Source organism: Tianweitania populi (assembly GCF_014652875.1).
Classification (GTDB): domain Bacteria; phylum Pseudomonadota; class Alphaproteobacteria; order Rhizobiales; family Rhizobiaceae; genus Tianweitania; species Tianweitania populi.
The window spans coordinates 81,719-105,829 of record NZ_BMZQ01000004.1 but is presented as its reverse complement, the minus strand read 5'-3'; the positions used below and the strand labels follow the sequence as shown (position 1 = coordinate 105,829).

General features: G+C 62.2%; 21 protein-coding genes. 5 read left to right on the top strand and 16 right to left on the bottom strand.

What is annotated here, in order from left to right; all coding sequences use genetic code 11:
* Positions 1 to 42: 42 nt before the first annotated feature.
* Complete coding sequence (locus IE166_RS17980; RefSeq protein WP_189506669.1) at positions 43 to 1,101, bottom strand: ABC transporter substrate-binding protein; 1,059 nt, start codon at positions 1,099 to 1,101, stop codon at positions 43 to 45.
* An 89-nt stretch (positions 1,102 to 1,190) separates the two neighbouring features.
* Positions 1,191 to 1,964, bottom strand: coding sequence for an enoyl-CoA hydratase/isomerase family protein (locus tag IE166_RS17975; protein ID WP_189506667.1), 774 nt, complete (start codon positions 1,962 to 1,964; stop codon positions 1,191 to 1,193).
* A 248-nt stretch (positions 1,965 to 2,212) separates the two neighbouring features.
* Here IE166_RS17975 and IE166_RS17970 point away from each other — a divergent pair, with 248 nt between their 5' ends.
* The 4 genes from IE166_RS17970 to IE166_RS17955 all read left to right on the top strand — a co-directional run bounded on the left by IE166_RS17970 (position 2,213) and on the right by IE166_RS17955 (position 5,937).
* The gene (locus IE166_RS17970) at positions 2,213 to 2,995 is read left to right on the top strand and encodes an IclR family transcriptional regulator (RefSeq protein WP_244641569.1); all 783 of its coding nucleotides are present in this window, start codon (positions 2,213 to 2,215) and stop codon (positions 2,993 to 2,995) included.
* A 91-nt stretch (positions 2,996 to 3,086) separates the two neighbouring features.
* The gene (locus IE166_RS17965; RefSeq protein ID WP_189506665.1) at positions 3,087 to 3,395 is read left to right on the top strand and encodes a (2Fe-2S)-binding protein; all 309 of its coding nucleotides are present in this window, start codon (positions 3,087 to 3,089) and stop codon (positions 3,393 to 3,395) included.
* Complete coding sequence (locus IE166_RS17960; protein WP_189506663.1) at positions 3,392 to 4,777, top strand: FAD/NAD(P)-dependent oxidoreductase; 1,386 nt, start codon at positions 3,392 to 3,394, stop codon at positions 4,775 to 4,777. Before IE166_RS17965 ends, IE166_RS17960 begins: the two co-directional genes overlap by 4 nt.
* Positions 4,774 to 5,937, top strand: a complete 1,164-nt coding sequence (locus IE166_RS17955; protein WP_189506661.1) for an NAD(P)/FAD-dependent oxidoreductase — start codon at positions 4,774 to 4,776, stop codon at positions 5,935 to 5,937. Before IE166_RS17960 ends, IE166_RS17955 begins: the two co-directional genes overlap by 4 nt.
* A gap of 127 nt (positions 5,938 to 6,064) precedes the next feature.
* Here the strand turns inward: IE166_RS17955 and IE166_RS17950 are convergent, their stop codons facing one another.
* The 8 genes from IE166_RS17950 to IE166_RS17915 form a co-directional block, all read right to left on the bottom strand.
* The gene (locus IE166_RS17950) at positions 6,065 to 7,027 is read right to left on the bottom strand and encodes a sugar-binding transcriptional regulator (RefSeq protein ID WP_189506659.1); all 963 of its coding nucleotides are present in this window, start codon (positions 7,025 to 7,027) and stop codon (positions 6,065 to 6,067) included.
* Positions 7,028 to 7,051: 24 nt separating this feature from the next.
* Complete coding sequence (locus IE166_RS17945) at positions 7,052 to 7,771, bottom strand: amidohydrolase family protein (protein WP_189506657.1); 720 nt, start codon at positions 7,769 to 7,771, stop codon at positions 7,052 to 7,054.
* 28 nt (positions 7,772 to 7,799) lie between these two features.
* The gene (locus IE166_RS17940; protein ID WP_189506655.1) at positions 7,800 to 8,792 is read right to left on the bottom strand and encodes an ABC transporter permease; all 993 of its coding nucleotides are present in this window, start codon (positions 8,790 to 8,792) and stop codon (positions 7,800 to 7,802) included.
* Positions 8,793 to 8,803: 11 nt separating this feature from the next.
* On the bottom strand, positions 8,804 to 11,389 hold the full coding sequence (locus IE166_RS17935; protein WP_189506653.1) for an ATP-binding cassette domain-containing protein: 2,586 nt from the start codon (positions 11,387 to 11,389) through the stop codon (positions 8,804 to 8,806).
* 66 nt (positions 11,390 to 11,455) lie between these two features.
* A complete protein-coding gene (locus tag IE166_RS17930; RefSeq protein WP_189506646.1) occupies positions 11,456 to 12,505 on the bottom strand; it encodes a substrate-binding domain-containing protein in 1,050 nt (349 codons plus the stop codon).
* A gap of 154 nt (positions 12,506 to 12,659) precedes the next feature.
* Positions 12,660 to 13,775: a hypothetical protein gene (locus tag IE166_RS17925; RefSeq protein WP_189506644.1), complete on the bottom strand. Its 1,116-nt coding sequence runs from the start codon at positions 13,773 to 13,775 to the stop codon at positions 12,660 to 12,662.
* A gap of 115 nt (positions 13,776 to 13,890) precedes the next feature.
* Positions 13,891 to 14,907, bottom strand: coding sequence for a class 1 fructose-bisphosphatase (locus tag IE166_RS17920; protein WP_189506642.1), 1,017 nt, complete (start codon positions 14,905 to 14,907; stop codon positions 13,891 to 13,893).
* Between the two features lie 78 nt (positions 14,908 to 14,985).
* Positions 14,986 to 15,969 (bottom strand): 4'-phosphopantetheinyl transferase family protein, encoded by a 984-nt coding sequence (locus IE166_RS17915; protein ID WP_189506640.1) that lies wholly within the window; start codon positions 15,967 to 15,969, stop codon positions 14,986 to 14,988.
* Between IE166_RS17915 and rfaD the strand changes: the two genes are divergently transcribed.
* Positions 15,946 to 16,953 carry an ADP-glyceromanno-heptose 6-epimerase gene (gene rfaD, locus IE166_RS17910; protein ID WP_210312993.1) on the top strand — a complete coding sequence of 336 codons (1,008 nt, stop codon included), beginning with the start codon at positions 15,946 to 15,948 and terminating at the stop codon, positions 16,951 to 16,953. The two genes, IE166_RS17915 and rfaD, sit on opposite strands and share 24 nt — an antisense overlap.
* Here rfaD and IE166_RS17905 read toward each other — a convergent pair.
* From IE166_RS17905 to IE166_RS17880, 6 genes are all read right to left on the bottom strand, one after another.
* Complete coding sequence (locus IE166_RS17905) at positions 16,838 to 17,464, bottom strand: D-glycero-alpha-D-manno-heptose-1,7-bisphosphate 7-phosphatase (RefSeq protein WP_189506638.1); 627 nt, start codon at positions 17,462 to 17,464, stop codon at positions 16,838 to 16,840. The genes rfaD and IE166_RS17905 overlap by 116 nt on opposite strands.
* On the bottom strand, positions 17,464 to 18,474 hold the full coding sequence (locus IE166_RS17900) for a glycosyltransferase family 9 protein (protein ID WP_189506636.1): 1,011 nt from the start codon (positions 18,472 to 18,474) through the stop codon (positions 17,464 to 17,466). The genes IE166_RS17905 and IE166_RS17900 overlap by 1 nt, the downstream gene beginning before the upstream one ends.
* Positions 18,475 to 18,563: 89 nt before the next feature.
* Positions 18,564 to 20,021 (bottom strand): D-glycero-beta-D-manno-heptose 1-phosphate adenylyltransferase, encoded by a 1,458-nt coding sequence (rfaE2, locus tag IE166_RS17895; protein ID WP_189506634.1) that lies wholly within the window; start codon positions 20,019 to 20,021, stop codon positions 18,564 to 18,566.
* Entirely contained in the window at positions 20,018 to 21,232 is a 1,215-nt protein-coding gene (locus IE166_RS17890; protein WP_189506632.1) for an AGE family epimerase/isomerase, read from the bottom strand. The genes rfaE2 and IE166_RS17890 overlap by 4 nt, the downstream gene beginning before the upstream one ends.
* Positions 21,229 to 22,503: a polysaccharide pyruvyl transferase family protein gene (locus tag IE166_RS17885; RefSeq protein ID WP_189506630.1), complete on the bottom strand. Its 1,275-nt coding sequence runs from the start codon at positions 22,501 to 22,503 to the stop codon at positions 21,229 to 21,231. The genes IE166_RS17890 and IE166_RS17885 overlap by 4 nt, the downstream gene beginning before the upstream one ends.
* The gene (locus IE166_RS17880; protein ID WP_189506629.1) at positions 22,500 to 23,987 is read right to left on the bottom strand and encodes an oligosaccharide flippase family protein; all 1,488 of its coding nucleotides are present in this window, start codon (positions 23,985 to 23,987) and stop codon (positions 22,500 to 22,502) included. Before IE166_RS17880 ends, IE166_RS17885 begins: the two co-directional genes overlap by 4 nt.
* Positions 23,988 to 24,111: the final 124 nt, after the last annotated feature.

Genomic DNA, 24,111 nt, shown 5'->3' with positions numbered 1-24,111 from the left:
ATGGTCAGGGGAGCAGCACGCCGCTCCCCAAGCTGGATCTGCCTAGTCGAGCAGCCAGCCGTTGAAGCGTTCCGTCAGCGCCGCGCGATTGGCTTTCCAGAACGGCTCTGATGCTAGCGACATCAGTTCCAGGTTCTTCGGCGAGGTCGGCAGGATGGCCGCGCGGTCAGCTTCGATGTGATCGTAAGCGCGCAGATTGGTCGGGCCGTAAGCCAGGTCGTCGGTGAACTTCGCCTGCATCTCGGCCTGGCCGCAGAAGGCAACGAATTGGCGGGCCAGATCGGCCTTCGGGTTGCCCTTCGGCACGCCCCAGCCTTCAATGGAATAAAGGCCGCCGTTCCAGACGATCTTTGCCGGAGCACCGCCGTCGATGGCTGCCTGGAAACGCGCGTTCCAGCCGGCGATCATGTCCACTTCGCCGCTTTCCAGCAGCTGCGTGGATTGTGCGCCGCCGGTCCACCAGACGTCGATCTTGTCCTTGATTTCGTCGAGCTTGCGGAAGGCACGATCAACATCGAGCGGATAAAGATCCTTCGGCGCGACGCCGTCGGCCATCAAAGCGATTTCCAGCGTGTCGATCGGGTTCTTGCGCAAGGAACGGCGGCCGGGGAGCTTGTCGAAATCCCAGAACGCGGCCCAGCCTTCGGGCGCCTCGGTTATCGTATCGGTGTTGTAGGCCAGCACTGTGGAATAAACGTCCGTGCCCAGCATGTTCGGGTGAACGGCTTCCGGCATCACGTCGGACACCTTGGTCGCATCGAGATTGAGCGGCTCGAGCAAACCCTGTTCTTCGAGGATCAGCCGCGCGGAAAGCGTGATCGTGCACACGTCCCAGATGTAGGATTTGGTATCCACGATCGACTTGAACTGTGCAGTCGGCTCGGCATCGCGCGCCACGCTGTTGATGGCGATGCCTGTTGCCGCGGTGAACGGCTCGTAGAACGCCTTGCGGTAGCCTTCGGTGAAGGGACCGCCTGGATCGGCGACGACCAGCGATTGCTCGGCATGAGCGCGGCGCATCAGCATGGGTGTAGCAAGCGCTGCTGCTCCTGAAGCCAGGAGGGTTCGGCGCGTTAGAACTGGAAGAAGCGACTTGGTCATTTCTGTTCTCCTCTGGTTGTTGAGCCGCACCGTTTGCCGGCGTCGGTAGTGGCATTCCAGGCGCGTCCAATGCCTGGAATGCAGTCTCGTCAAGCCTTGCGTGCGGCGCGGCTTGCCAGGAACTTCTCCATCATCGCGGAAGGCTCACCGGAGGCATAAGCCTCGCGCTGGATGCGGACGCCGGAAGTCATGGCGTCGTCGAAACCTTCCTGTGTCAACTCGGCAAAACGCTGACGGTTGAGGCGCATCGCGACCGGCGGCTTGCCCGCCAGAAACTCAGCCAGTTCCAGCGCGGCCGATTGAACCTGGTCTTCTTCGACAAGGCGCGAGATCAAGCCAAAGCCGAAAGCTTCCTGCGCATCGAGCATTCGTCCGGTCAGCGTCAGGTCGATCGTCCGTGCGAGACCGAGAATTTCGCGCATGATCCAGCTGCCGGTCACCGTGGCGATGCCGGAATTGATCTCGGGCTGCCCCATCTTTACGCCGGCATGCGCAACGCGCAGGTCACACAACAGCGCCACCTGGAAGGCAGAGCCTGCCGCCACGCCGTTCAGAGCGGCAACGATCGGCTTCGATCCCAAACGGAACAGGTTGTAGAGCGTCTTCCACTCTCCCATCCAGCTTTCGGCGCGATCGGCATCGAAGCTCTTGCTTTCCGAAAGATCCTGGCCGGCACCGAAAGCGCGGTCGCCTGCGCCGGTCAGAACGATCGCACGCACCTGATCGTCTGCTTCAGCAGCCTGCAGCGCTGCAATCAGCTGATCACGCATCGGCGTGTTCCAGGCGTTGAGCTTTTCTGGCCGGTTCAAGGTCAGGCGACGCACTTGACCGATGGTTTCAGCCAACACGAATTCCTGGGACACGCTTCCTCCTTATTGCGATGCAATAGCTGTTATTGCATGATGCAACTGAGAGAACGGATCGGTCAAGCGGGGTTGTGAAAAAACTTGGGTTGAAAGCTGCTGGACGGATCGATCGAGCCGATCTATCGCGCTGTAAGATCAATGTCTTTCCGGTGCTGGCACTTGTTGTAAGTTGACCGGAAGTATCGGAACCAAGCGCCACTCGGCTAAGCTGGAAAAGACGAGTAGTCGAAAGGTCAGGAACAAGAATGCAGGACAAACCGGCCACAGCGCGGCGCGAAGATCCTTTGATGGTCCAGTCCGTTGCGAAAGCCTTTCGGGTGTTGACCGTCTTCGATAAAGGGCATGGTTCGCTGACGCTATCGCAGATTGCCCAGCTCACGGACATGGACGTCAGTGCTGCTCAACGCTTCACCCACACGCTGACACAACTCGGCTATCTTAAGCGCGATCCGGTGACGCGTCAGTTCGAACTGACCATCAAGACCCTCGATCTTGCCTATCATTACACGCGCGGTTCACGCCTGGTGGACCGAGCGATGCCTGTGCTGCAGCATCTCAGCAAGGAAACGCAGGAGGCAATCAGCCTGACGATCCTCGATGGCACGGAGATCGTCTTCGTCACGCGCTATCTCAGCCGCCAGATGCTCAGCACGGACGTTATCACCGGTTCTCGTCTGCCCGCCTATTGCACCTCGCCGGGTCGCGCGATCCTGTCGTGTCTGCCCGAAGCGGAAGTGCGCTCGATCGTGCAAGCCTCGGAGCTTCAAGCCTATACGTCATCGACGCCCAAGAGTGCCGATGACATTCTTGGCCTCGTTGCCAAGGCCAAGCTGGACGGTCACGCCGTGGCCTTTGAAGAAATCTACCACGGGGACGCTTCAGTCGCCGCGCCGATCCTTGGCTCCAACGGCGCGGTGGTTGCCGCGGTCAGCATAGCAGTGCCACTGGCCCGCTTCAGCCGGGATGAAGTCCTGGCCACATTTCCTAAGCTGGTGGTCGCGGCGGCACGCAGCATTTCCTTCGGCTGACAGGATAAGCCGCCTGGCGGACATTTGCTTGTTGACAGCGAACCGCTTTGACGCTCCCATGATGCAATACGAGTTATCGGATTGCAATAACATGCTGGATGGCCCGATTTTGTTTCGGCCCGCTGTAGAAAGGCGGCCGGACATCACGATCCGCTTTGAAGGGCGAGACATTCCCGCTTGTGCAGGCGAAAGCCTCGTCACAGCACTGCTCACTGCCGGACTTCTGACAGGTCGCTCGGAATTTGATGGCACGCCGCGTGCCGGCTTCTGCTTGATGGGCGTCTGCCAGGAATGCACGGTCTGGACCTCAGCCGGACAGCGGATTCGCGCCTGCATGACCGAAGCGCGGCCTGGTCTCGATTTGCGTACAAGTGCGCCTTTCGAGACCTTTGCGTCATGAGCTTGCCGCAGCTTCCGCCGGTGATCGTCGGCGCTGGTCCAGCAGGACTTGCCTGTGCCGCAACCCTGGTGGAAGCGGGACTTCGGCCAATCCTGCTTGACGAAGCGCGGCGACCGGGCGGGCAGGGCACCCGCCGCCTTTCGCCCGCGATGATGCCGTTTGCGGAGCAGTTCTTGGGACGAGCCTACGCAAACAAGACCGCGACACGCGAAGCCCTCGAAGATCGCCTTCTCACCCGCTGCGACTGGCGGCCCGGCACATTGGCCTGGGGCATCTTTGAGGATCGCCTGGAGGTGGTGCAGGACGGTCGGCATGACAGCATTCGATTCGATCAGTTGCTGGTCGCTGTCGGCGCGACGGACCGGCTGATGGCCCTGCCTGGCTGGACTTTGCCGGGTGTCTTCACCTTGGGTGGAGCGCAAGTCGCGCTCAAGCAGCATTCCGCCTTCATCGGCCAGCGCGTGGTCATGGCCGGCTCGTCACCGCTGCTTTACCTCGCCGCAGCCCAATATGCCCGCATGGGGCTTCGAGATCTCATCGTCGTCGACACGTCGAAGTCGGCGGACAAACGCCGCGCTGCCATCGGCATGGTGCTTTCGGCACCGGGCACATTCGCCGAAGGCCTGCTCCTTCTCGCGGAGCTGAGACGCAGAGGAGTACGGCGCATCGAGGGTGCAGAGCTTCTTCGTGTAAACGGAACGAATAGGGTCGAAGCCATCGAGATCCGCCATGCTGACGGACGGGTCGAGGCGTTGAGCTGCGATGCCGTAGCGCTAGGCCATGGCCTCCGTCCGGAAACGCAACTAGCCGAACTCGCTGGCGCAAAGCTTAAGTTCGACCCGATCTTACGCAACTGGTTTCCCGAAACAGACGAAGACGGACGCGCCGGTGATCGCCTCTGGCTCGCCGGCGATAGCGCGATGACCGGCGGGCGGATCGCTGCGGCCGAAAGCGGGCGCTTGGCGGCTTTGTCGATGCTTGCCGCTAGGGGCATGACCGTGCCGGCAGACGCGGCTAAGCTGCGGCGCAGGGTTGAGCGCCTCCGCGTTTTTCAGCAGCGAATGGCCTCTGCCTTCCGTTGGCCGAGCCATCTTGCCGCCGAACTGCCGGACGAAACAATCGTCTGCCGATGCGAGCGCGTGCACGCCGGTACGATCCGCGAAGCCGTTCGCAAGCAAGCCGGACCGGTCGAGGTCAACCGGGTCAAGGCGATCACCCGCTGCGGAATGGGCCGCTGCCAAGGCCGCTTCTGTGGCCAGACCCTGCAGGAGCTAACAGCGTCGACCAGCGGCATGCCGGTGGAAACCGTCGGGCGCTTGCGTGCCCAAGCGCCGGTGCGCCCGATCCCGATCGAAGCGGCAATGGAAGGGGATGGGCTTTGACCCGCTCGTCGTCTTTCGACGCCATCATCATCGGCGGTGGCTTGTTTGGCTGCTTCACCGGCCTGTTTCTTGCTCGCTCTGGCAAGCGCGTCGCGGTGCTGGAACGTGGCTATGTCGGCGCGCAATCGAGCGGTGCCAATTTCGGTGGTCTCCGACTGCAAGGTCGATCCCTGAGCCAGTATCCGCTTTCGCTTGCGGCCCAGCATCACTGGGAAACGTTTGAAGAGCTGAGCGGCGAAAGCTGCGAATATGACCGGAACGGGATGGTCTATTTTGCCCATACCGACGCCGGTCGCGAGCGCCTGCTGGGCTATGCCGAAAACTCGCGCCGTTGCGGTTTGGAGATCGCGTTGTGGGAAGGCGAAGCCCTGCGCCGCAACCTTCCCTGGCTCGCACCCTCCGCTCTGATCGCGTCCTTCTCGCCACGCTGCGCCGTCGCCAATCCCCGCACCGCAACGCCTGCCGTCGCGCGCGCCATGATCGGGGCGGGCGGGGCTTTGCTGCAGAACTGCGACGTCACGCAGGTCGATCACAAGGACGGTCTCTTCACCGTCGCGGGAACTGGCTGCGAGCCCATAACCGCGCCGGTCCTCATTAACGCCGCCGGCGGCTGGGCAGGTCAGCTGGCCAAGCAATTCGGCGAAGAGGTCCCGCTCTTCTCCGCCGGGCCACCCCAGTTCGTCACCGAGCCGCTGCCCTATGTTCTCCAGCCTTCGGTCTATGCCATCGAAGGCGACATGATCCTGCGCCAAACGACCCGCGGCAACTTCATCTTCGCCGGCTATCCTCGAACGCTATCCAACGCCGACGGCCGCCACACCTTCGTTCCCCCGCACAAGACCCTCAACGGCATGCGCGCCGTCGCCACCCACATTCCCGCACTGCGGCATGCCGAGGTGATGCGCGTCTGGTCGGGTGTCGAAGGTTACCTGCCGGACATGCTGCCGATCGTCGGCGCAGGCCAGACAACCCCTGGCCTCTTCCACGCCTTCGGCGGCAGTGGCGGTGGGTTCCAGATCGCGCCGGCGGTCGGAGAATGCCTGGCACATCTGATCTCCGGAGACACACCGCCGGTCGACCTTGCTCCCTACGCCATCACCCGTTTCGCTTCGGCGATCGAAGCCAGCGAAAAGCTGACGCGGGAATTTGATCGGGTTTGAGCCGAGCAAAGCCGAAGTAAGGCTGCGGAAAAGCGGGCAAAAACCGGGGAAATGATCCGGAAAAGCGGACTTTTTCGCCTGAAACATCCCGCTTTTGCGTCGCCATAACCCGGTTTTGTGCTGCGACTTACCGGATTTGCAGCACCGCGCGGGCCGTATTTTCGTCGGTAATGAAAGCGTTTGCGAGCTTGCCGGTGAGGGCGGCGCGGATGGCTGGAACGCGAATTTCGCCCGAGCTGACGAGAAGCGTTGTCTGCTTGCTGTCTGGTGCGCGGAGCAATGAGGTCAGCCGATCGAAGTAGCCGGTCTCGATGAACCGGCCTTCCTTGTCGATCACGCCGCCGAGGATTTCGCCGACGGCGCCTGCATCCATGGCTTCCGCCAGCTCACGATCGCTGATGAAACCATCAAGATGAACGCCAACCTGCCAGCCAACATTGCCGCTGCCCATCACCAGCAAATTGGCCTCATCCACAAGGCCTCGTAGGGTCTTATAGCCGAGCTGAGCCTGCAGGATCTCGCGGTCGGATGTCGTCGCCGTCACCAAGGGCATCGGCAGTGGGTAGCTTTGCGCGCCGATTCGTTCCGCCAGCTTGGTCACCACATCATGGCGCGACGCCCGGCCGGTCGGCGTGAGGTTGCCCATGAGCGACACGCAGCGATGCTGTGGCCGGTCCATGGAACTAACGCGCAGCACGGTTTCCCGCATCGCGGTGCCGTTGCCGACGGCGATGGTGAAGGGCGACTTCTGGGTCAGGAGGTTGTCGAGATAGAGCGCGGCTACCGTTGCCGCAGACGGTATGTCTTCCGTGCTGCCGGCCTCGCTCAAAGACACTTCGCAGAACTGAAGGTCGAAGCGCTCTTTGAGCTGGTCTGCCAGGGCGATGCACTCGGCAAGTGGGTGCCGGACCTGGAAGCTGATCAGGTTTTCGCTGAGCGCCAGCGCAATCAGGCGCTGGACGATCTGGCGGGAAATGCCGAGATCCCCCGCGATATCGTCCTGACGCTTGCCTTTGACGTAATAGAGCCAGGCCGCGCGTGCAGCCTGGTCGAGCCGTCGATCGGCTTCGCTTCTCTCGGTAACTGCCATGATCGTCTTGACGCTGTTGGCTGCTTAGAGCTTCAGGATCTTGGCGATGTTGCCGCCGACGATCGCGCGGTAACCTTCCGGATCATCGGTGGCGCGTTCCATTTTCTTGAACTCGAATTCATAGTCCACGAAGGGCGAGTCCGTGCCCCAGATGACCTTCTCGGGTCCCAATGCCTTGACTGCCGTTTGGATCTCGAAGATCGGCGCGCGCGAGGTTTCGAGGTAGAGGTTCGGGCATTCCTGGGCATATTCGATGGCCTGCTCGACCGACCAGAAGAAGCCCATATGCGCCATCAGCAGCGTCACATCTGGGAAGCGCTTGGCCATGATGCGGAATTCGGGCGGGCTGTTGAGCAGGTCGCTCGCGCCATGCACGATGACCGGGATGCCGTACTCATCCGCGATCTTGAACAGCGGGTCGACCAGACCGGAATCCGAAAGATGATAGCCGTTGATGGTCGGATGCAGCTTCAAACCCTTGAAGCCCCAGTCGCGGATGCAGCGCCGGACTTCTTCGGCGGCATCGGGCTGCCAGGGATTGACGGCGCAGTAGGGGATCAAGCGATCGGGAAACTCGTCATAGGCTTCCTTGATCGGATCGTTGGTGAAGTTGCCTTCAACAAAGGGGAACATGACGGCCTTGTCGACGCCGACCGCGTCGATCTTGGCGACGAGGTCCGCTCCGGTCTGCCGTGCGCCGTGGCGGATGCCGAGGTGATTATGGGCATCGATGATCAGCGTCATGGAAAATCCTCCGTTGAGATCTTACGTTCTAGTTCTTGCGCTTCAGGGCGCCGATGGCCATTGCCAGCAGGATGAACCCGCCATTGAGTGCGTAGCGATAAGGGGCGCCGAGGCCCAGCAGCGTCAAGCCGTTGCTGAGGAAGCCGATGAACAGCGCGCCCATCAGCGTGCCGGGAATGCTCATCTCGCCTTGGCGTGATGCGAGTGTTCCGAGATAAGCGGCGGCAAAGGCGTCGAGCAGGAAGGGCTCGGCACCGCGCGGCATGGCGATGCCGGTGCGCGAAACGAGCGCCACGCCGGCAAGCGCTGCCAGAACACCGGCGATCACGAAGCCCAGACCGAAGGTCAGGCGGATGTCGATGCCCGCGAGGAACGCGGCGCGGACATTGCTTCCCACGGCCTTGGCGTATCGGGCAAACGGTGTGAAGCGCATGACCACGAAGACGACGAGGAAGACAACGAGGGCCAGCACGATCAGCGCGGCGACCGGTCCCAGATCCTTTTGCCCCAACCACAGGAAGTCGCGAGTGACGGAGCGCGGCAGCGTAAACAGGATCTGCGGCTCGGCACCGTTGGTTGCCATCAACTCGCCCCAGCGGATGATGAACATCATGCCCAGCGTGCCTATGATGGCGGGGATGCCGACATAGGCCATCAACACTGCATTCACGAGGCCGACCACCAGGCCGAACAGAAGCGGAAGCGCAAAGGCCATCCAGATCGGATATTTGGCGATGATCAGCATGGCTGCAATCAGGCCAGCCGCATCCGCGGTTTGTGCGATGGACAAGTCGACGCCGCGCATCTTCATGACGATCGTCAGGCCTAGAGCCATGATCATCACGATGCCGCTTTGACGAAAGACATTCTCGATATTGGCAGCCGAAAGGAAGGCGGGCTTCAGATACCAGAAGATGCCGAGCACGACGATCATGCCGAGGATCGCGCCGTAATCGCGCAACAGGCCAAGCACCGAGATCGAGGCGGTCGAGGACTTCGGGAGGTTTGATGAAACAGACATCGCGATGCTCCTCAGAAGATCAGGACCTGGCCGATGCCACGCTTGTGGATCACGCCAAGTGCGATAGAGAGGATGAGAACGAGACCCTGGATCCCGGGCAGGGCCTGGCTCGAAATCCCGATGAGGATGAGGCCGTTGGACAGAGAAGCGAGGAACAGGGCCGCGATCAGCGTTCCGACGACGTTGAGTTCGCCCGCCTTGTTCAACGTGCTGCCGAGGAAGGCGGCGGCCAGGGCGCTGATCAGGAAGTCGATGCCGGTGGCCAGCGCAGACGCGCCATAGGAGTAGGAGGCGAGGATCACGCCTGCCAGACCCAGCACCAGGCCGCCCAGCATGAAGGATGCGGTGGCATAGCGAGCACGACCGATGCCGCGCAGCTCAGCCGCCACGAGGTTTTGACCGACGGCATACATGCGCAGGCCAAGCTGGGTGCGCTTCAGCACGAAATGCAGGACTGCAGTTGTGGCGAGAAGCAGGAGCAGCACGAAGGGGACGGGGCCGACATAACCCTGGCCGATAAAGAAGAAGCCGGGCTGGTTGGCGAGGGTGAGAGCCTGTCCGCCATTGTAAAGCAGCGTTGCGCCCATCGCGACGAACATGACGCCGAGTGTGGCGACGAAGGCGGGCATGCCGAAGATCAGCACGAGGGCAGCGTTGACGGCGCCTGCGACCAGGCCGGTCAAGGCGCCGAGCCCAAGGGCGGCCGCTGATCCTGCTCCCGCAATCAATGTGCCGGCGGCAAGATTGGTCGCGAACTGGCTGACGGCGCCCGCCGACATATCGAACCCACCGGCGATCAGCACGACGGTGAGACCAAGCGCAATGAAGGCGAGCACGCTGCCCTGCTTTAACACGTCGAAGATGTTGTTGAGGGCCAGAAACTGCGGCGCGAGCACCGCGATCAGGGCCAGCACAACCACCATGCCGCCGATCGTGCCCCAACGCGCCCAAACACTCGGCGGTTTTGCGACTTGCGCCGGCGATGCGACGGCGTCTGCGCTAGGCATTTGGCTGGTCGCTTCATCGGCGACAGTCTCGCGGGAGGTGGCAGATGCCGGCTTTGCCTCATCCCCGGACCCGGAGGCCCAGTATAGCAGCGATTCCGCCGTGGCCTCGCCGGGCTCGAACAGCTTGTTGATCCGCCCCTTATGCATGACGGCCACGCGGTCGCTCATGCCTGCGATTTCTTCGAAGTCGGACGAGATGAAGATGACGGCAGCACCGCGCCGCGCCAATTCCACCATCTGACGGTAGATCTCGACCTTGGAGCCGACGTCCACGCCCGTGGTCGGTTCGTCGAACAGGAAGACCTCGGCATCACCCAGGAGCCAGCGGCCGATGACAATCTTCTGCTGGTTGCCGCCGGAAAGGTTGCGGGTGGCCTGGTTGAGGTGCGGGGGCTGGATGCGCAGCCGCTCGACCAGAGACTTGGCCGCAGCCCGCTCTTGCCCGCCGCGCACGATGCCGGCGCGGGAATAACGCGTGAGTTCCGGCAGCGTGAGGTTTTCACGCACCGTCATGTCGGTCACCAGACCTTCATGGCGCCGGTCTTCGGGGATGAGCGCGAAGCCCTGCTTCTTGGCGCTGCGGGGCGTGCGAGGATTGGAAGGCTTGCCGGCAATCGTCACCGTCCCGGTGGAACGGGGCAGGGCACCGATCAGGGACAAAGCAAGCTCGCTTCGCCCGGCGCCCATGAGGCCCGCAATGCCGAAGATCTCGCCGCGCCTGACATCGAGATCGACGCCGCGCAGCATATGGCCTTGCGCGAGGCCCCGGACCTGCAGCAGCGGTTCGCCGATCGTGACCTGCTCTTTCGGGTAAAGCTGTTCGATGTCGCGGCCGACCATCATCTGGACGATGCCCGCGCGCGATGTTTCGGCGACAGGCAGCGTGGCGACCAGCTTGCCGTCGCGCAGAACCGTGACGCGGTCAACAAGATCAAGCACTTCGTCGAGATAGTGCGAGATATAGATGATCGTGACACCGTTATCGCGCAGCGCGCGAACGATGCCGAACAAAAGCTCGGCCTCGCTATCGCTCAAGGACGCCGTGGGCTCATCCAGGATGAGAATGCGCGGCTTGCGCACGATCGCAGCGGCAATGGCCGCTTGTTCACGCTGCGCTACGCTCAACTCTCCAACCAGTGTGTCAGCGTCGAAGGAGGCACCGACCTGTTGCAGCGCAACGGTGGTCTGCTTGCGCATGGTCGCAAGATCCAGCACGCCTCCACCGAGCGTAAGTTCCTGTCCGAGAAACACGTTCCGCGTGACGTCGAGCTGTGCGACCAGCGGCTGGTCCTGATGCACGATCGCGATACCGTTGGCTTCCGCGTCGCGCGGATCGCGTAGCTGCACGCTCTTGCCATCAACCAGGATCTCGCCGCGCGTGGCGCGATAAACGCCGGTCAGCACCTTGACGAGCGTCGACTTGCCCGCGCCGTTCTGGCCCAGGAACGCATGGATCTCACCGGCGCGGATCTCGAGCGAAACATCGCTCAGGGCAACAACGCCGGGGAACTCCTTGCCGATGCCGCGGCACTCGAGGACGGGGGCCGCCGCTGCCTCTGGCGCGCGCGCGACATCGATGGTGCTTGTCATAGGACAGAACCTCGGGAAGTTATGCGGGAGAAGGTGGCGTTTGTTCGCCGCCACCTTCGAAGGTGATTAAGGCAGGATGGGATGGACGACGATCAGCTCGCCGTTCTGCTCCCAACGCTCTTCGACATCGGCGCGCGGAATGAACATCTCATCCCAGATACCGGCGCCCCAACGCTTTTCGGCGGAAGCAACGCCATTGGCATGAGTTGCAAGCCAAGCATCGGTGAACAGCGTGCTTGCAAACTCCTTCTCGCCGGCGATGCCCTTCAGCAAGACTTCGGCCGCAAGCGAACCGATGCGCGGCACGTCCTGAACGACAGTGGCGACAAAGGGGCTTTCCTCGTCGAGCAGCATCTGGAAGCCGACGCGATCACCGTCGATCGAAGCGATCTTGATCTCGTTGCGATCATTGCGGCGCACGGCTTCGACGGCGCCGGAGACGAGCAGATCGTAAGCGCCCCAAACGGCGGCAACGCTGCCGGGCTCCGGGTTGGCCGTCAGGATGTCCTCCATCTGCGCCTGAACACGCGCGGCGCTATGTTCGGTCGGCACTTCATGCAGCTTGACCTGAGGATAATCCGCCACCATCGCCTGCAGGATGCGTTTGCGTGTCTCAAGAATCGGCGCGCCCGGCACCCAGAACACGTAAACGTCGCCCTTGTAGTCGATGCTGGACAAAAGCGCTCGGCTGACGATGGCCGACATCAAGGCATCGTCACCGCCGACATCGGCCAGCACGCCTTCCGTCTTGGAACCGATGGAGGTGGTGACAACAGGGATGCCAGCCGCAGTTGCCTTTGCCACGACCGGTGCCAGCTGCTGTGCGTCACCGAGCTGAACCACGATGCCAGCAACGCCGGAATTGATCAGGCTTTCGATATTCTCGTTGTGCTTGCGCGGATCTGCGCCGCCATCAGTCACCACAACTTCCGCGCCAGCCGCCTTCAGCGCCTTTTCGGCGCCGGCGATGATGTCGCGGTTGTAGTCGTTGGTAATTTCGCGGGCAGCGATGCCGATCTTCTTGCCAGCGACGTCCTGCGCGTAAGCGGCACTGGTCAGCGTTGCCAAGCCGATGGCCGCAGATAGGGCCAAGCCCTTCAGCGTTCCTGAAATCATGATGTTTCCTCCACCACGCCGGCTGGAGCACCAGCGGTTCGGATCATCTATGTCGAGCAATTATTCAGAGAGCAAGCAGAAAATCATTAGAGAGGATCTCTTCGCCAAGCCCAGACGCTATGCACCATGAGCAAAACTTCGAGTCATCTGGTCATCAGCTTGCATCCAGCGCATAGCTTTTGTTCGCCGCATTCTGGATGAGGGCGAAGGCGACGGGAGGCAGGAGGAAGGTCCAGATGGCCAGCCAGGAGATCGAGACGGCCCGTGCTTGTCCTCTTTCGCGCGCGCGATCGTTGAGAATATCGCCGAGCGTGGTGATGAGGATCGGCACGGCGAGTGGCGCCAGAAGCGCGATCAGCAAGGCGCCGAGCGGCGTCAGCAGACGCTGCGACGGCTCTGCACCGGCGAGTTCGCCATGAATGCGGTACATCCAGTAAAGGAAATAGATGAAGGCGGCGACGACCAGAGCCAGGATCAGGTAGTAGCCGATGAGGAAGGCGGGAGACGCGAAAAGCTCGTAACCGCGGTCCTCTAGGATATAGTTCGCCAGGATCATCGCGCCGAGCAACACGGGCGGCGTCAGCAGGAGCAGCGCGACCTTCCAAGGCGAGCGCCGGCGAGGTTCAAGCGGTACGTGGCGTGGGCGCGGTTGGTCAACAAAAGAGAGGTTCGGTGCGGCCATGAGCACGATGACTGCAAGGACGAGGTAAGCGACAAACGCCAGCAGGATGGGCAGGCCGTTTTGAAAGCGCCCGTAAAGCAAGGATGATCCAAAGGCCGCAAAGTTCGAGGCCAGGAGTGTTGTCGACAAAACGGCGAGGGCACCGGCGAAGTCCAGCCGGCTAGGCCGCCCGCCGTTCAACGTGACGGCGATGGTGATAGGGAAGACCGCCTGAACCGTTCCGAGCAGCAAGCCAAACGGAAATAGAAGCGCAAGCGTGCCGCCCAGATAAAAGATCGCAGAGAAGGCAATTGCAGTGAGGGTGCAAAGGGTGAGCGGGCTGATCAAAGCCCACAATGGATGCCGTCCGCCAACAACAAAGGCGAGAAAGGCGCCGATTACCCAGCCGAAATTCAAGCCGAAATAGAACAGCCCGATTGTCTGATAGCTGCTCCCGGTTTCCGACAGCATCAGCGGGAAGAAGGTGGTGAGGCTCTGTCCGCCAACCGCCACGAACAGGGCTGCGGCAAACAGCGCCCAGAAGCGGTAGGTGCTCAGAAAGTCTGCCAGGGTCCATCGAACACTGTGCGAGGCAGAAGTATTTTCCATCTGGGAACCATGCCTCTCGTTTGGCAGACCGACTCACAGCTCGGGCCTGAACGAAGCCGAGGACTCAGCTTCGCTCAGCAAGGAGCCATGATAACTGATGCAGGATGTGCGACGTCTATGCTGCCGCTGATCCGGAAAGGTATTCCGCGACGCGCGCGACTTCGTCTGTGGAGCCGAGCACGACGCCGACACGCTGATGCAGACTGTCGGGCTGGATTTCGAGGATGCGCCGCTTGCCGTCCGTCGCCATGCCGCCGGCTTGTTCCACGAGGAAAGCCATCGGGTTGGCTTCATACATCAGGCGAAGCTTGCCGTTCTGCATATTGGGCCGCGTGTCGGTCGGATACATGAAGACACCGCCGCGGGTCAGCACGCGGTGGACGTCACCTACCATCGAGGCCATCCAGCGCATGTTGAAGTCTTGTGCGCGTGCGCCTTCCTTGCCGGCCACCAGCTCGTCGATGTAGCGGCGCATCGGCGCTTCCCAGTGACGGTGGTTCGCCATGTTGATCGCGAACTCACGCGTGGCGCGCGGGATCGTCATGTGATCGGCGGTCTGCACCCATGAGCCCATCTCACGATCGAGCGAGAAGGCATGAACGCCGGTGCCAACCGTCAGCACCAGGAGCGTCTGCGGACCGTAGATCGCGTAGCCCGCGGCGACCTGCTGGGTTCCGGGCTGAAGGAAATCAGCTTCAACCGCTTCACGACCGGCCACGCTTTCCGGCGCCTTGAGCACGGAGAAGATGGTGCCGACGACGCCGTTCACGTCGATATTGCTCGATCCATCGATCGGATCATAAACGAGCAGATACTCGCCTTTGGGGAAACGATGCGGGATCGGATGGATCGCCTCCATCTCTTCGGAAGCAAGGGCCGCCAGGTTGCCGCCCCATTCGTTGGCGTCCAGCAGAATGTCGTTGGAGATGACGTCCAAGCGTTTCTGTACTTCGCCTTGCACATTGATCTGATCGATCGAACCGAGCGAGCCGGTGATCGCACCCTTGTTCACGGTATGGCCGATCACCTTGCAGGCGCGCGCCACAACCTCGATCAAAAGGCGAAGTTGGGCCGGCATGGCATTCTCGCGCCGCTGCTGCTCAACGAGAAACTGAGTCAAAGACTTCTTCATGCGAACCACTCCGGATCATAATTCACAGCGGGCTACGATCATGCAGCCGCTTGGCGTTAGGGTGACGGCGTAACGTACTTACGTCCGCGCGCACAGGCTTGGCCTGACGCTCAAATCGATTTTATCGCGATTAAGAAGCCAAGTGTCTGCAAGATTTGCGCTGAAATCACGCACCCTGATCTTTAGGTCATTGCCACTGAGCGCAACAGCAGCGGTGAGTTCGGAACTCGACGATATGTCCACGATCGTCCACAAGGCATTAGGCGACGGATGGTCATCGTAGCGCAGAAGAAGCGGGTTTCGTTCTTCCGGAGCCAGTTGTAGAGCGAAACTCTGCAAAGACCGCGTTGCCAGTCCGTCGCCGGTCACCTTCAGGATCGCTTCCTTGCGTGTCCATCCCGCATAGAAGCCACGTAATTGCAGATCTGGGTGCAAGGCCGCGAATTCCGCGCGCTCTTCTTCCGCGAAATGGTTGGCGACGACAGCGTCGATGTCATCGATGGGGCGGACACGCTCGAGATCGACGCCGACCTGCCCTGCGCGCGTGACCGCGATCAGGCCGGCACCGTGGGAATGGGCAAGGTTGAAGTGCAGGGGGTGCGCCAGCATGGGTTTGCCGGCCGGGCAATAGTCAAAGCGCAGGGAGCCGGGTGCCTGTCCGAGATAAGCTCCGATCAACAGGCGCAGCAGACCGCGACCGATCCTGTATCGGGCACGATCCTGTTCGAACACAAAGCGCGCGGCGCGTTCCTGCTCGTCTGGCGCAAGCAGATTCCTCAGCCTCCCGACGTCGAAGCCGTCCATGTCGAAGAACCAGCAATGGACGTCATTTGGGTCAAGCGGCCCCAGATCATGAAGCATTGCGTACGACTTTGAGCAACGTTTGTTGCATCTGAAGGTATCGGAGGCCCGGAGTTCTGTCCATTTGCTGACGAGCGACACAGGGACGAACAAAGTCTCTTTCTTTATAGCTGAGAACAACGGATGATTGTTTGAAGCCGGTGGTTGGCTCTGGCTGTTGAGTGCGGTGAGGGTGGCATGGACGGGTCCGTAACCGATCACACCGGGCTGGTGCTGGTCACCGGCGGAGCTGGCTTCATCGGGTCCAATGTGGCGTTGGCGCTAGCCGCTCAAGGCAGACAGGTTGTGATCTGCGACGATCTTGGTGCCGATGCCCGTTGGATGAATCTGCGCGAAGGCACCTTCCACGACATCATCGCGATCGATGATCTTCCGCGCTGGCTTTCCGGCCATGAGGATGAGGTCGGGGCGATCGTCCACATGGGTGCGATTTCCGCCACCACCGAGCGGGATGTCGACAGGATCGTGCGGCTGAACATTCGCGCCTCGCTCGATCTTTGGGCGCTGTGTGCACGGATTGGCATCCCCTTCATCTATGCGTCCTCGGCCGCGACCTATGGGGATGGAGCGCTCGGCTTTGATGACACACAGGATCTCGGCCAGCTCGAGCGCTTGAAGCCGCTTAATGCCTATGGCTGGAGCAAGCACTTCGTGGATCGTCGCATTCTCGCCGACCGGGATCGCGGTGCGCCGACGCCGCCGAGCTGGGCTGGGCTCAAATTCTTCAACGTGTACGGGCCGCGCGAAAGCCATAAGGGGCCGATGCGCTCGGTAATCCACCAGATCTATCAGACGATCGAGCGCGGTGAGACGGTCACCCTGTTCAAGTCCGACAACCCCGACTATCCCGAAGGCGGGCAGATGCGCGATTTCATCCATGTCGATGACTGCGTGCGCTTCATCCTGAACGTATTGGCGAAGCCCGGCACCGCCGGCATCTTCAATGTCGGGACCGGGCAGGCGAGGACCTTTCGCGAGCTTGCGGTGGCGACCTTCGCGGCAATGGGACGCGAACCCGAGATCAGTTACGTGGACATGCCGCCGGCACTGCGTGCGCGCTACCAGTATTTCACCGAAGCGAAGACAGGTCGGGGCGTTGCTGGGCAACTTGCGCCGAACTACCGGTCTCTGGAAGACGGCGCGGCGGAATATGTCGCCTGGCTGCGGGACAATCCCGACTTCTGAAGTCCGCGATATGGGCGACTGCGAAGTCCCAGAGGTTGCCGCCGGGAAAGAAATGGCCTGTCACGCCCGCCGCTGCGGCTGCCTGCATGTCCCGAGCCTGATCGCCGATCATGTGGGAGCGGGCGAGGTCGAGATTGAGGTCGCGGGCGGCGCGTAGCAGCATGCCGGGCTTGGGCTTGCGATCTTCGCTGTCGCGGTCATAGAGCAGGGATCCGCAGCCGGGCAGGTAGGGGCAGGCGTAGATCGCGTCGATCCGCGCTCCTCGTGATGCAAGATCTTGGGTCAGCGTTTCGTGCAGGGCGGCAATGTCTGCTTCTGAGAAATAGCCGCGCGCGATGCCGGACTGGTTTGTCACGATCACGACAACCCATCCCAAATCGTTGGCGGCCTGGATCACCGCCTCAACGCCGGGAATGTAGTGGAAACGCTCCCAACGCGAGACATAGCCGTAGTCGACATTCACCACGCCGTCGCGATCCAGAAATAGCGCCGGGCGAAAGGGCTCTGTCATCAACCGGCCTGTAGGCTTGGCGCAAGTCCGTCCATCACCGTGAGCACCTGGCTCGGCCGGAGGGTCGCCATGATCTGCATGGCGGATGAATGCTGCTCGAATCCGTAATTGATATAGCCGGCATATGGGTGCGGTGCGTCGAGGCCGATCGCATGCGGGCTAGACGACCCCCAGCGTGCCGCGCGTGTCGGGCCGTGCAGGCCAATGGAACGTCCGTTCACCGCTGCGGAAAGATGCAGCACGCCGGTGTCGACGGAAATGAGCATGTCGACCTCCGCCAACAGTTCGGCAAGCAGACTGAGCGACAGTTTTCCGCATAGATTGGTGACGCGCTCGTTCGGCAGGGCAACCCGCTGAATTAGGTCATCCACCACACGCTGGTCCTTGGACGTTCCGGTCAGGCCGACGCGATAGCCGCGCTGCACGAGGGCGTGGATCAGCTTTCGCCAATGATGCATCGGCCAGGCCTTGGCGGCAGCGCGAGAACCGCCGGCTGCGATGTGGCAGAGGACGAGGCCTCGTGGATCGAGGTCGGCTTCAAGCAAGGCGCGGTGCCGCTTGATTGCCATGCCCGATACGGGGCCGGCGCCCAAGGCGTCCGCCATAGCCCACAGGTTGCGGCTTTCGTGCCGATCGATGTGGTGAGGCACGGCTAGATCGTAGAGGGACCCTCGCCGGCTGCCTTGTGGCACGAAGCCGGCGGTCCAGGCGCCCGTCATGCGGGCCGCCAAAGCGGTAGCATAGGGCCAAGGGCAGAGATCCACGACGATGTCTGGTGCCAGCGAGCGCAGTTTCATCCCAGCTTTCAACGGGTTGGTGAACGAGATTTGCGCCATCTCGACCGGCGCCAGCAGGATCTCGACCGCGGCCGCATTGCTCGGCCCATGCGCGACGATGACGGTTGCTCGGGGAAAGCGTTTGGTCAAAGCGAGGATGCAGCCGGAGCCGATCAGCGTATCGCCGATCGCCGTGGGCTCGATCACGACGATGCGGCGCGGGTTTCTGGGCATCGGCGCCTTCCGGCGCATCGCTCCGATCATCGGAGCGATGACGGTTCCGACGGACTGATCCAGCTTGCGTCCCAACTCGCCCGAGCGCATCAGCCTTTGGCCTCCACCAGTTGCTTCGACCGCTCGATGATGCGGCTGGTAGAGAAGCCTTCCACCAGATCAACCAGTTCGACGCGGCCGCCATAGGATTGGACGAAAGCACCGCCGACGACGGTCTCGAGCGTATAATCAGAGCCCTTGAGGATCACGTCGGGCTGAAGCGCCTCGATCAGTCCCATCGGCGTGTCCTCGTCAAACAGCAAGGCCATGTCGACGGCCTCCAGTGCTGCGATGACTTCGGCACGGGCGCCGTCCGGCTGAATAGGTCGCGCCGGTCCTTTGAGGCGCCGGACCGATGCATCCGTGTTGAGCGCGACGATGAGACGGTCGCATTTCTTGCGGGCCTTGTTGAGAAGCGTGACATGGCCGCGGTGGATGATATCGAAACAGCCATTGGTGAAGCCGACCGAAAGACCCCGCCGCGCCCATTCCGCGCGGATCGCCTTTGCCGTCGCGAGCGAGGCGAGCTTACGGTTCAGCATCGTGCTGTCGGCATGCTGCAACATGGCGGCGATAAGTTCGGAAGCAACCACGGACGACGTGCCGCTTTTGCCCACGACAATGCCAGCTGCGATGTTGGCTGTGAGCGCTGCATCCGTGAGGTCCGCACCTGCCGCCAATGCCAAGGCGATCACCGCAGCGACGGTATCGCCGGCACCCGACACGTCGCGGAGCTCGCGGTTGCGCGCGCCGTCATGGAGCGGCGGGCGAGCGGGATGCAAGACGGACATGCCTTGTTCCGAGCGGGTCAGGACGATCGGGCCGCCGAACTGATCCATCGCCGCCGGTGCTGCTCGTTCGACGTCGGCATCGCTGTCGGCAGGCATCTTGGTTGCGAGCGAAAACTCCTTGCGATTGGGCGTGAGAACGGTGCAGCCGCGATAATCCGCAAAATTGGCGCGCTTCGGATCAGCGACGACGGGGATGCCATGCGCGCGTCCGGCAAGCACGCAGGCCGCGATGATTGCCGGGGTGACCACACCCTTTGCATAGTCGGACAGGATGATTGCGTCGCAGGTTGCTGCGGCTGCCTCGATCCGCTGGACCAACTCCTCCTCCACAGCACCTGCGATGGCGGGCGCCCCCTCGCGGTCGGCACGCAGAAGGTGGTTGTCGCCGGCAATGAAGCGGGTTTTCTCGATGGTCGGCCAGCTGGGATAAGTGACGAGATGGTTTTCGAGATTGGCGTCCCGGTCGAACAGGATATCGATGCGGCGAGCGGCATCGTCCTCTCCCACCACGCCGACGAGGCAGCCGATCCCGCCAAGGCTCGACACATTCGTCGCGACATTGCCTGCGCCGCCGACGGCCCAGTAATCGGACTGGATGCGCAACACGAGCGCCGGTGCTTCCGGTGACACACGCTCTACCGATCCCCGAACGAAGTGGTCGAGCATGATGTCGCCAACGACCAAGATTCGTTTGCCGTGAAAGTCATCGACGATCATGCTGCATCCCCCTGCGCAGTGCCGAACAATGCATGGGCCGTCCGATCGAGCTCGGCATAGGCCAGGAACAGATGGTAGAGTGTGCTGGCGGGAACTGCTGACACACACGGTTTCCCTTTGGCGGTGATGTGGTCGATCCACGCGCCCTGCGGGGCTGGGGCGATGTAGTGCGTCCAAAGCGCGTCCAGGGCCTGGAAGATGTCGGGATGCGGCCACTGGCATGTTGTTTCGCCGCAGGCAATCAGCGCCTTGATGCGCTCGGTTTGCGGCCAGGATCGATGGCCGGATGCAAGGATGCGGCCGTCGCGGGCCACCTCATCATGGATCAGGGCTGAGCCGGGTGCGAGACCGTATGTTTCGGCGAAGGCGAACAGGCGTTCCGATTTGTTCGGCTCGACGGCGTATCCCAGCTGCCGAGCCCGATGCAGCAGCCAAACCCATTCATAGTGATGGCCGGGCTCAAGATGGTCGCCTGTTCCATCCGCCGGCGTCTGCCAGTTTTGGTCGAAGTGTTCGCCGAGCGTGCCTGTTTCGGGATCAAAGAGGTGGGTTTCGAACAGCCGCAACAGCATCCGGATCACCCTGTCGGATCGCTCGTTCGGCATGACTTCGTGCAGCGCAAGGATGGATTCCAGCAGATGCATGTGCGGGTTCTGAAGCTGCTCGCCGCGGTCGGGCAACCGGCAGTGGAAGCCTTGGCCATCGGCGCGCGCAAAGCGGGTCTCAATCATCGCCAGCGTGTCACGCGCGAGCGCAAGCGCCTCGTGTTCGCCGCTGGCCTTGTACCACCAGACCAGAGCGAGAATGACAAAGGCCTGGTCGTAGAGGTCGACGTCGCTGTTTACCACGCCGCCCGCCTCGCCCATCTTGACCACCCAGCCGCCGGCATGATCGCGGCCGTGGCGCAGAAGGAAGTCGACGCCGTGTCGCGCAGCCGGAAGCATGTCGGGAACGCCGAGAACATGCGCATGCGAGAACACGTAGATCTGGCGCGCATGAACACGCACGCGCTTGAAGCCAGGCCGTGCCGGTCGACCGTCGAGCGAAAGGCATTCCACCACGCCGCCATCCGGCGACAGGCCAGTGGTGGACCAGAATGGCAAAGCGAGGTCCAGCATCCAGGTCTTGAACCGGTGGAATGCGAGCCCGGCCAAGGCATTCGCATTCGGCGCGATAGGGGTGGGGGGCATCGGGGATGAAGCGAGCGTCATGCGGCTGCTCCCGGTGCAAAGACTTGCCAGAGCTTGGCGACGTCGGCCCTGGCTTCCGCGATGACAGCGCAGCGTTCGGCGTCGGGGATCCCTTCTGCATGGGCCAGCATCGCGAGCTCGGCGCATCGCGGTCCATCAATCGACAAGGGATCCGCCAGCCATTGTTCGCGGCCGACCGAAGCCATGAAGGAGCGCAGCTTGCGGTCCCATTCCAGTGCGATAGCGGGAACGCCATAGGAGTAAGCGGCGATCACCGCATGCATGCGATGGGCCAGCATCACGTCGAAACCGGCAATGTGTCGGCACAACTCGCGTGGCGTGCGCTGGTCGAAAAAGCTGATGTCGGCAGAGCTTCCGAGCGAGGCCAGACGGGGTCGCAGGCGCGCGGCAAAGGCGACGTCTTCCGGGCTGCCATTGGTGAAGACACGGACCGAAAAGCCCAGTCTAACCAGCCCGGAGGCCGCTTCCACAAACCACTCTTCGAGCGCGCGCGGTGAAGGTGCCTTATCGGAATGGTAGCGGATGGCGATGGGGCTGATGATGCCAAGGCCGGCAATCGGGCGACTGTTCGCCTTTTGTCGAGGCGAGCGCGCATCATAGACCTCGCTCGCCAACAGGCCGGGATCGCGCACGACCTGCGCGATGTGGCCAGTCGCTGGCGCCAGGAGCTTGTCCCAAACCGTCTTTGAATCCTGATCGCGCACGAAGACCGCGCGAAGCGCCGGGCTGGCGAAGGCGCGCCGCAAACGCCGCAAGCCGGCCTCGCTGAAATCGCAGCCGGCACCGCAGGCATAGATCGCCACGGGAAGGTTGCGGCGTTCCGCTTCGGCAATGGCGAGTGGGAGTTTGGTCGGGAAGTTGAGGTCGATGTCCGAGATGAGGTTGCCGCCGCCGATCACGACGCCGCTCGCGCCTTCCAGCCCTTCGGCATAGTGCGGCCGCCATTTCATCGATGCGCTGAGTGCGAGCGGCAGCCGCACGGCTTTGCGTCGCAAGGCGTCCGGCAGACTGTCCAGCACTTTCAGCGCGCCGCTTCGCCCGGTCATGACGTCGCCGAAGCGGGTGCGTGCTGCAAGATCGATCGACTGTGTGTCGGGATCGGCGCCAAGTGCGATCAGCGCGGCTTCCAGGCATTCGGACAGGATGCCGTCGCCGAGATTGGGGCTGTACTTAACATTGAAGCAGCGCAGCACCACCGCCTGTCCAAAAGAAGCCGACGGAACCTGCCTCCACTCAGCCTCGCGTGGGGTCCTGGCTTCGATGACGCTCATGCTGTCACCGGACGATAAAGGAGGCTTCGCTCGTGGCTGGTCAGGCGCTCAACAATGAGCAGCGTGCCGGTATAGGCGATAGCGCCTGACATGATCTGCAGCGCCAGAACGGGCCATAGCGCCCAATTCTCCTCCGTTGCGATCGCTTGCGCGGAAGTGACCGCTACCGCCATGGCGACCAAGGCTGGCACAATGGGAAAGGCGCGGCGAAGGACGCGGTCGAATGCGACTCCGGCATAGCGGCTTTGCAGCCGCACCTGGAAGGCTAAAGAAACCGCAGCCGCAAGGCATTGTCCGACCGCCACGGCAAGGATGCCGAACGGCGCGCAGACCAGCACCAGCACCAGAGCCAGAATGGCGTTGAACAGGGAGACCGGAGGCATGCGCCGCACTTCGCCCATGGTCGCCAAAAGCGGCTCGGTGACAAAGCCTGGCATCAGCAGCAGCTGACGGATGGCGATAAGAGAGGCCACGGCTGCGGCCGGCGTCCAGGCTGGGCCGAGCACCACCTCGATCACATTGCCTGAAACCAGCGCCAGTCCAAGAAATATCGGAGCTGAGGTCGCGAGCAGGATGGGGTGGATGTATTCGGCCTCGCGGGCGAGAAACCGCTGCTGCGCGCCGCGCTCATCGGTTTGCGTCAGGGAGCGGCTGCAGTTCTTCCAGGCAATGACCTGAACGGTTTCTGCCAGAACCTCCGAAAGGGAAACGACGAGCCGCTCGGCTGCGCGAAAAAGGCCGGTGCTCGCCGAACCGAGCAGGAAACCAATGATGAAGGTCGCGCCATAAGACCGGAAGAAGGCGATCAGCCGGGTGGCCAGGATCTGACGCGAGAAATCGACAAGTTCCCATGCTGTTGCTCTATCCAGCCGGACCGGGCGCGGCGCGCCAATGAGCGAGACAAAGGCCAGCAGGCTGAAGATCTGGCACGCAAGTCGTCCGTAAACGAGCGACAGGAGGCCAAAACCTGCGTTCAAACTCGCGAGCGAACAGGCGAGCCCGATCAACTCGCCGAGCATCTGAACGATCGAAAGCGCCCGGACCCGTCCGCCTCGGATCATCACGCCCGACTGCACGGAGCTGATGCCCGCGGGCAGCAGCCATAATGCAAAGAAACCCAGCAACCAGCCCATCTCGCTTGCCGCGAAAAAGGAAGCGGCCACGGTCGCGGCGCCGAAGCATATGGACGTGGAGACAAGCCCGCTGATCAGGGCGGCCGTGGTAGCAGATGCCACGGCGCTAGGACTGCGCGACGACAGGACATATTCCCGCCAGCCGGCTTCGCCGAGTTTCGCCAGAAGGATCGCCACAGCCGATCCGAGCGCGAACATGCCGAACTGCGCGGGAGCCAGCACGCGGGCCGCCACGATGAAGATGACGAACTGGCTGACCTGCATGAAGGTCCGGGCCGATATGAAATACAGGCTATCGCCTGTGCCCAGACGTTTCAGAAGCCGCAGGAAAGCAGCGCTTGTCATGAACATGCAATCGCGCCGATTTCCTCGGTGCGCCCCTGATGCGACATGGCACGGTTGCGCAGGTCAAGCGGCGGCGCGCGCCGTGACTGGACGTATCCATGCGTGGTTGGACTAAGGTTCCAAATTGCCC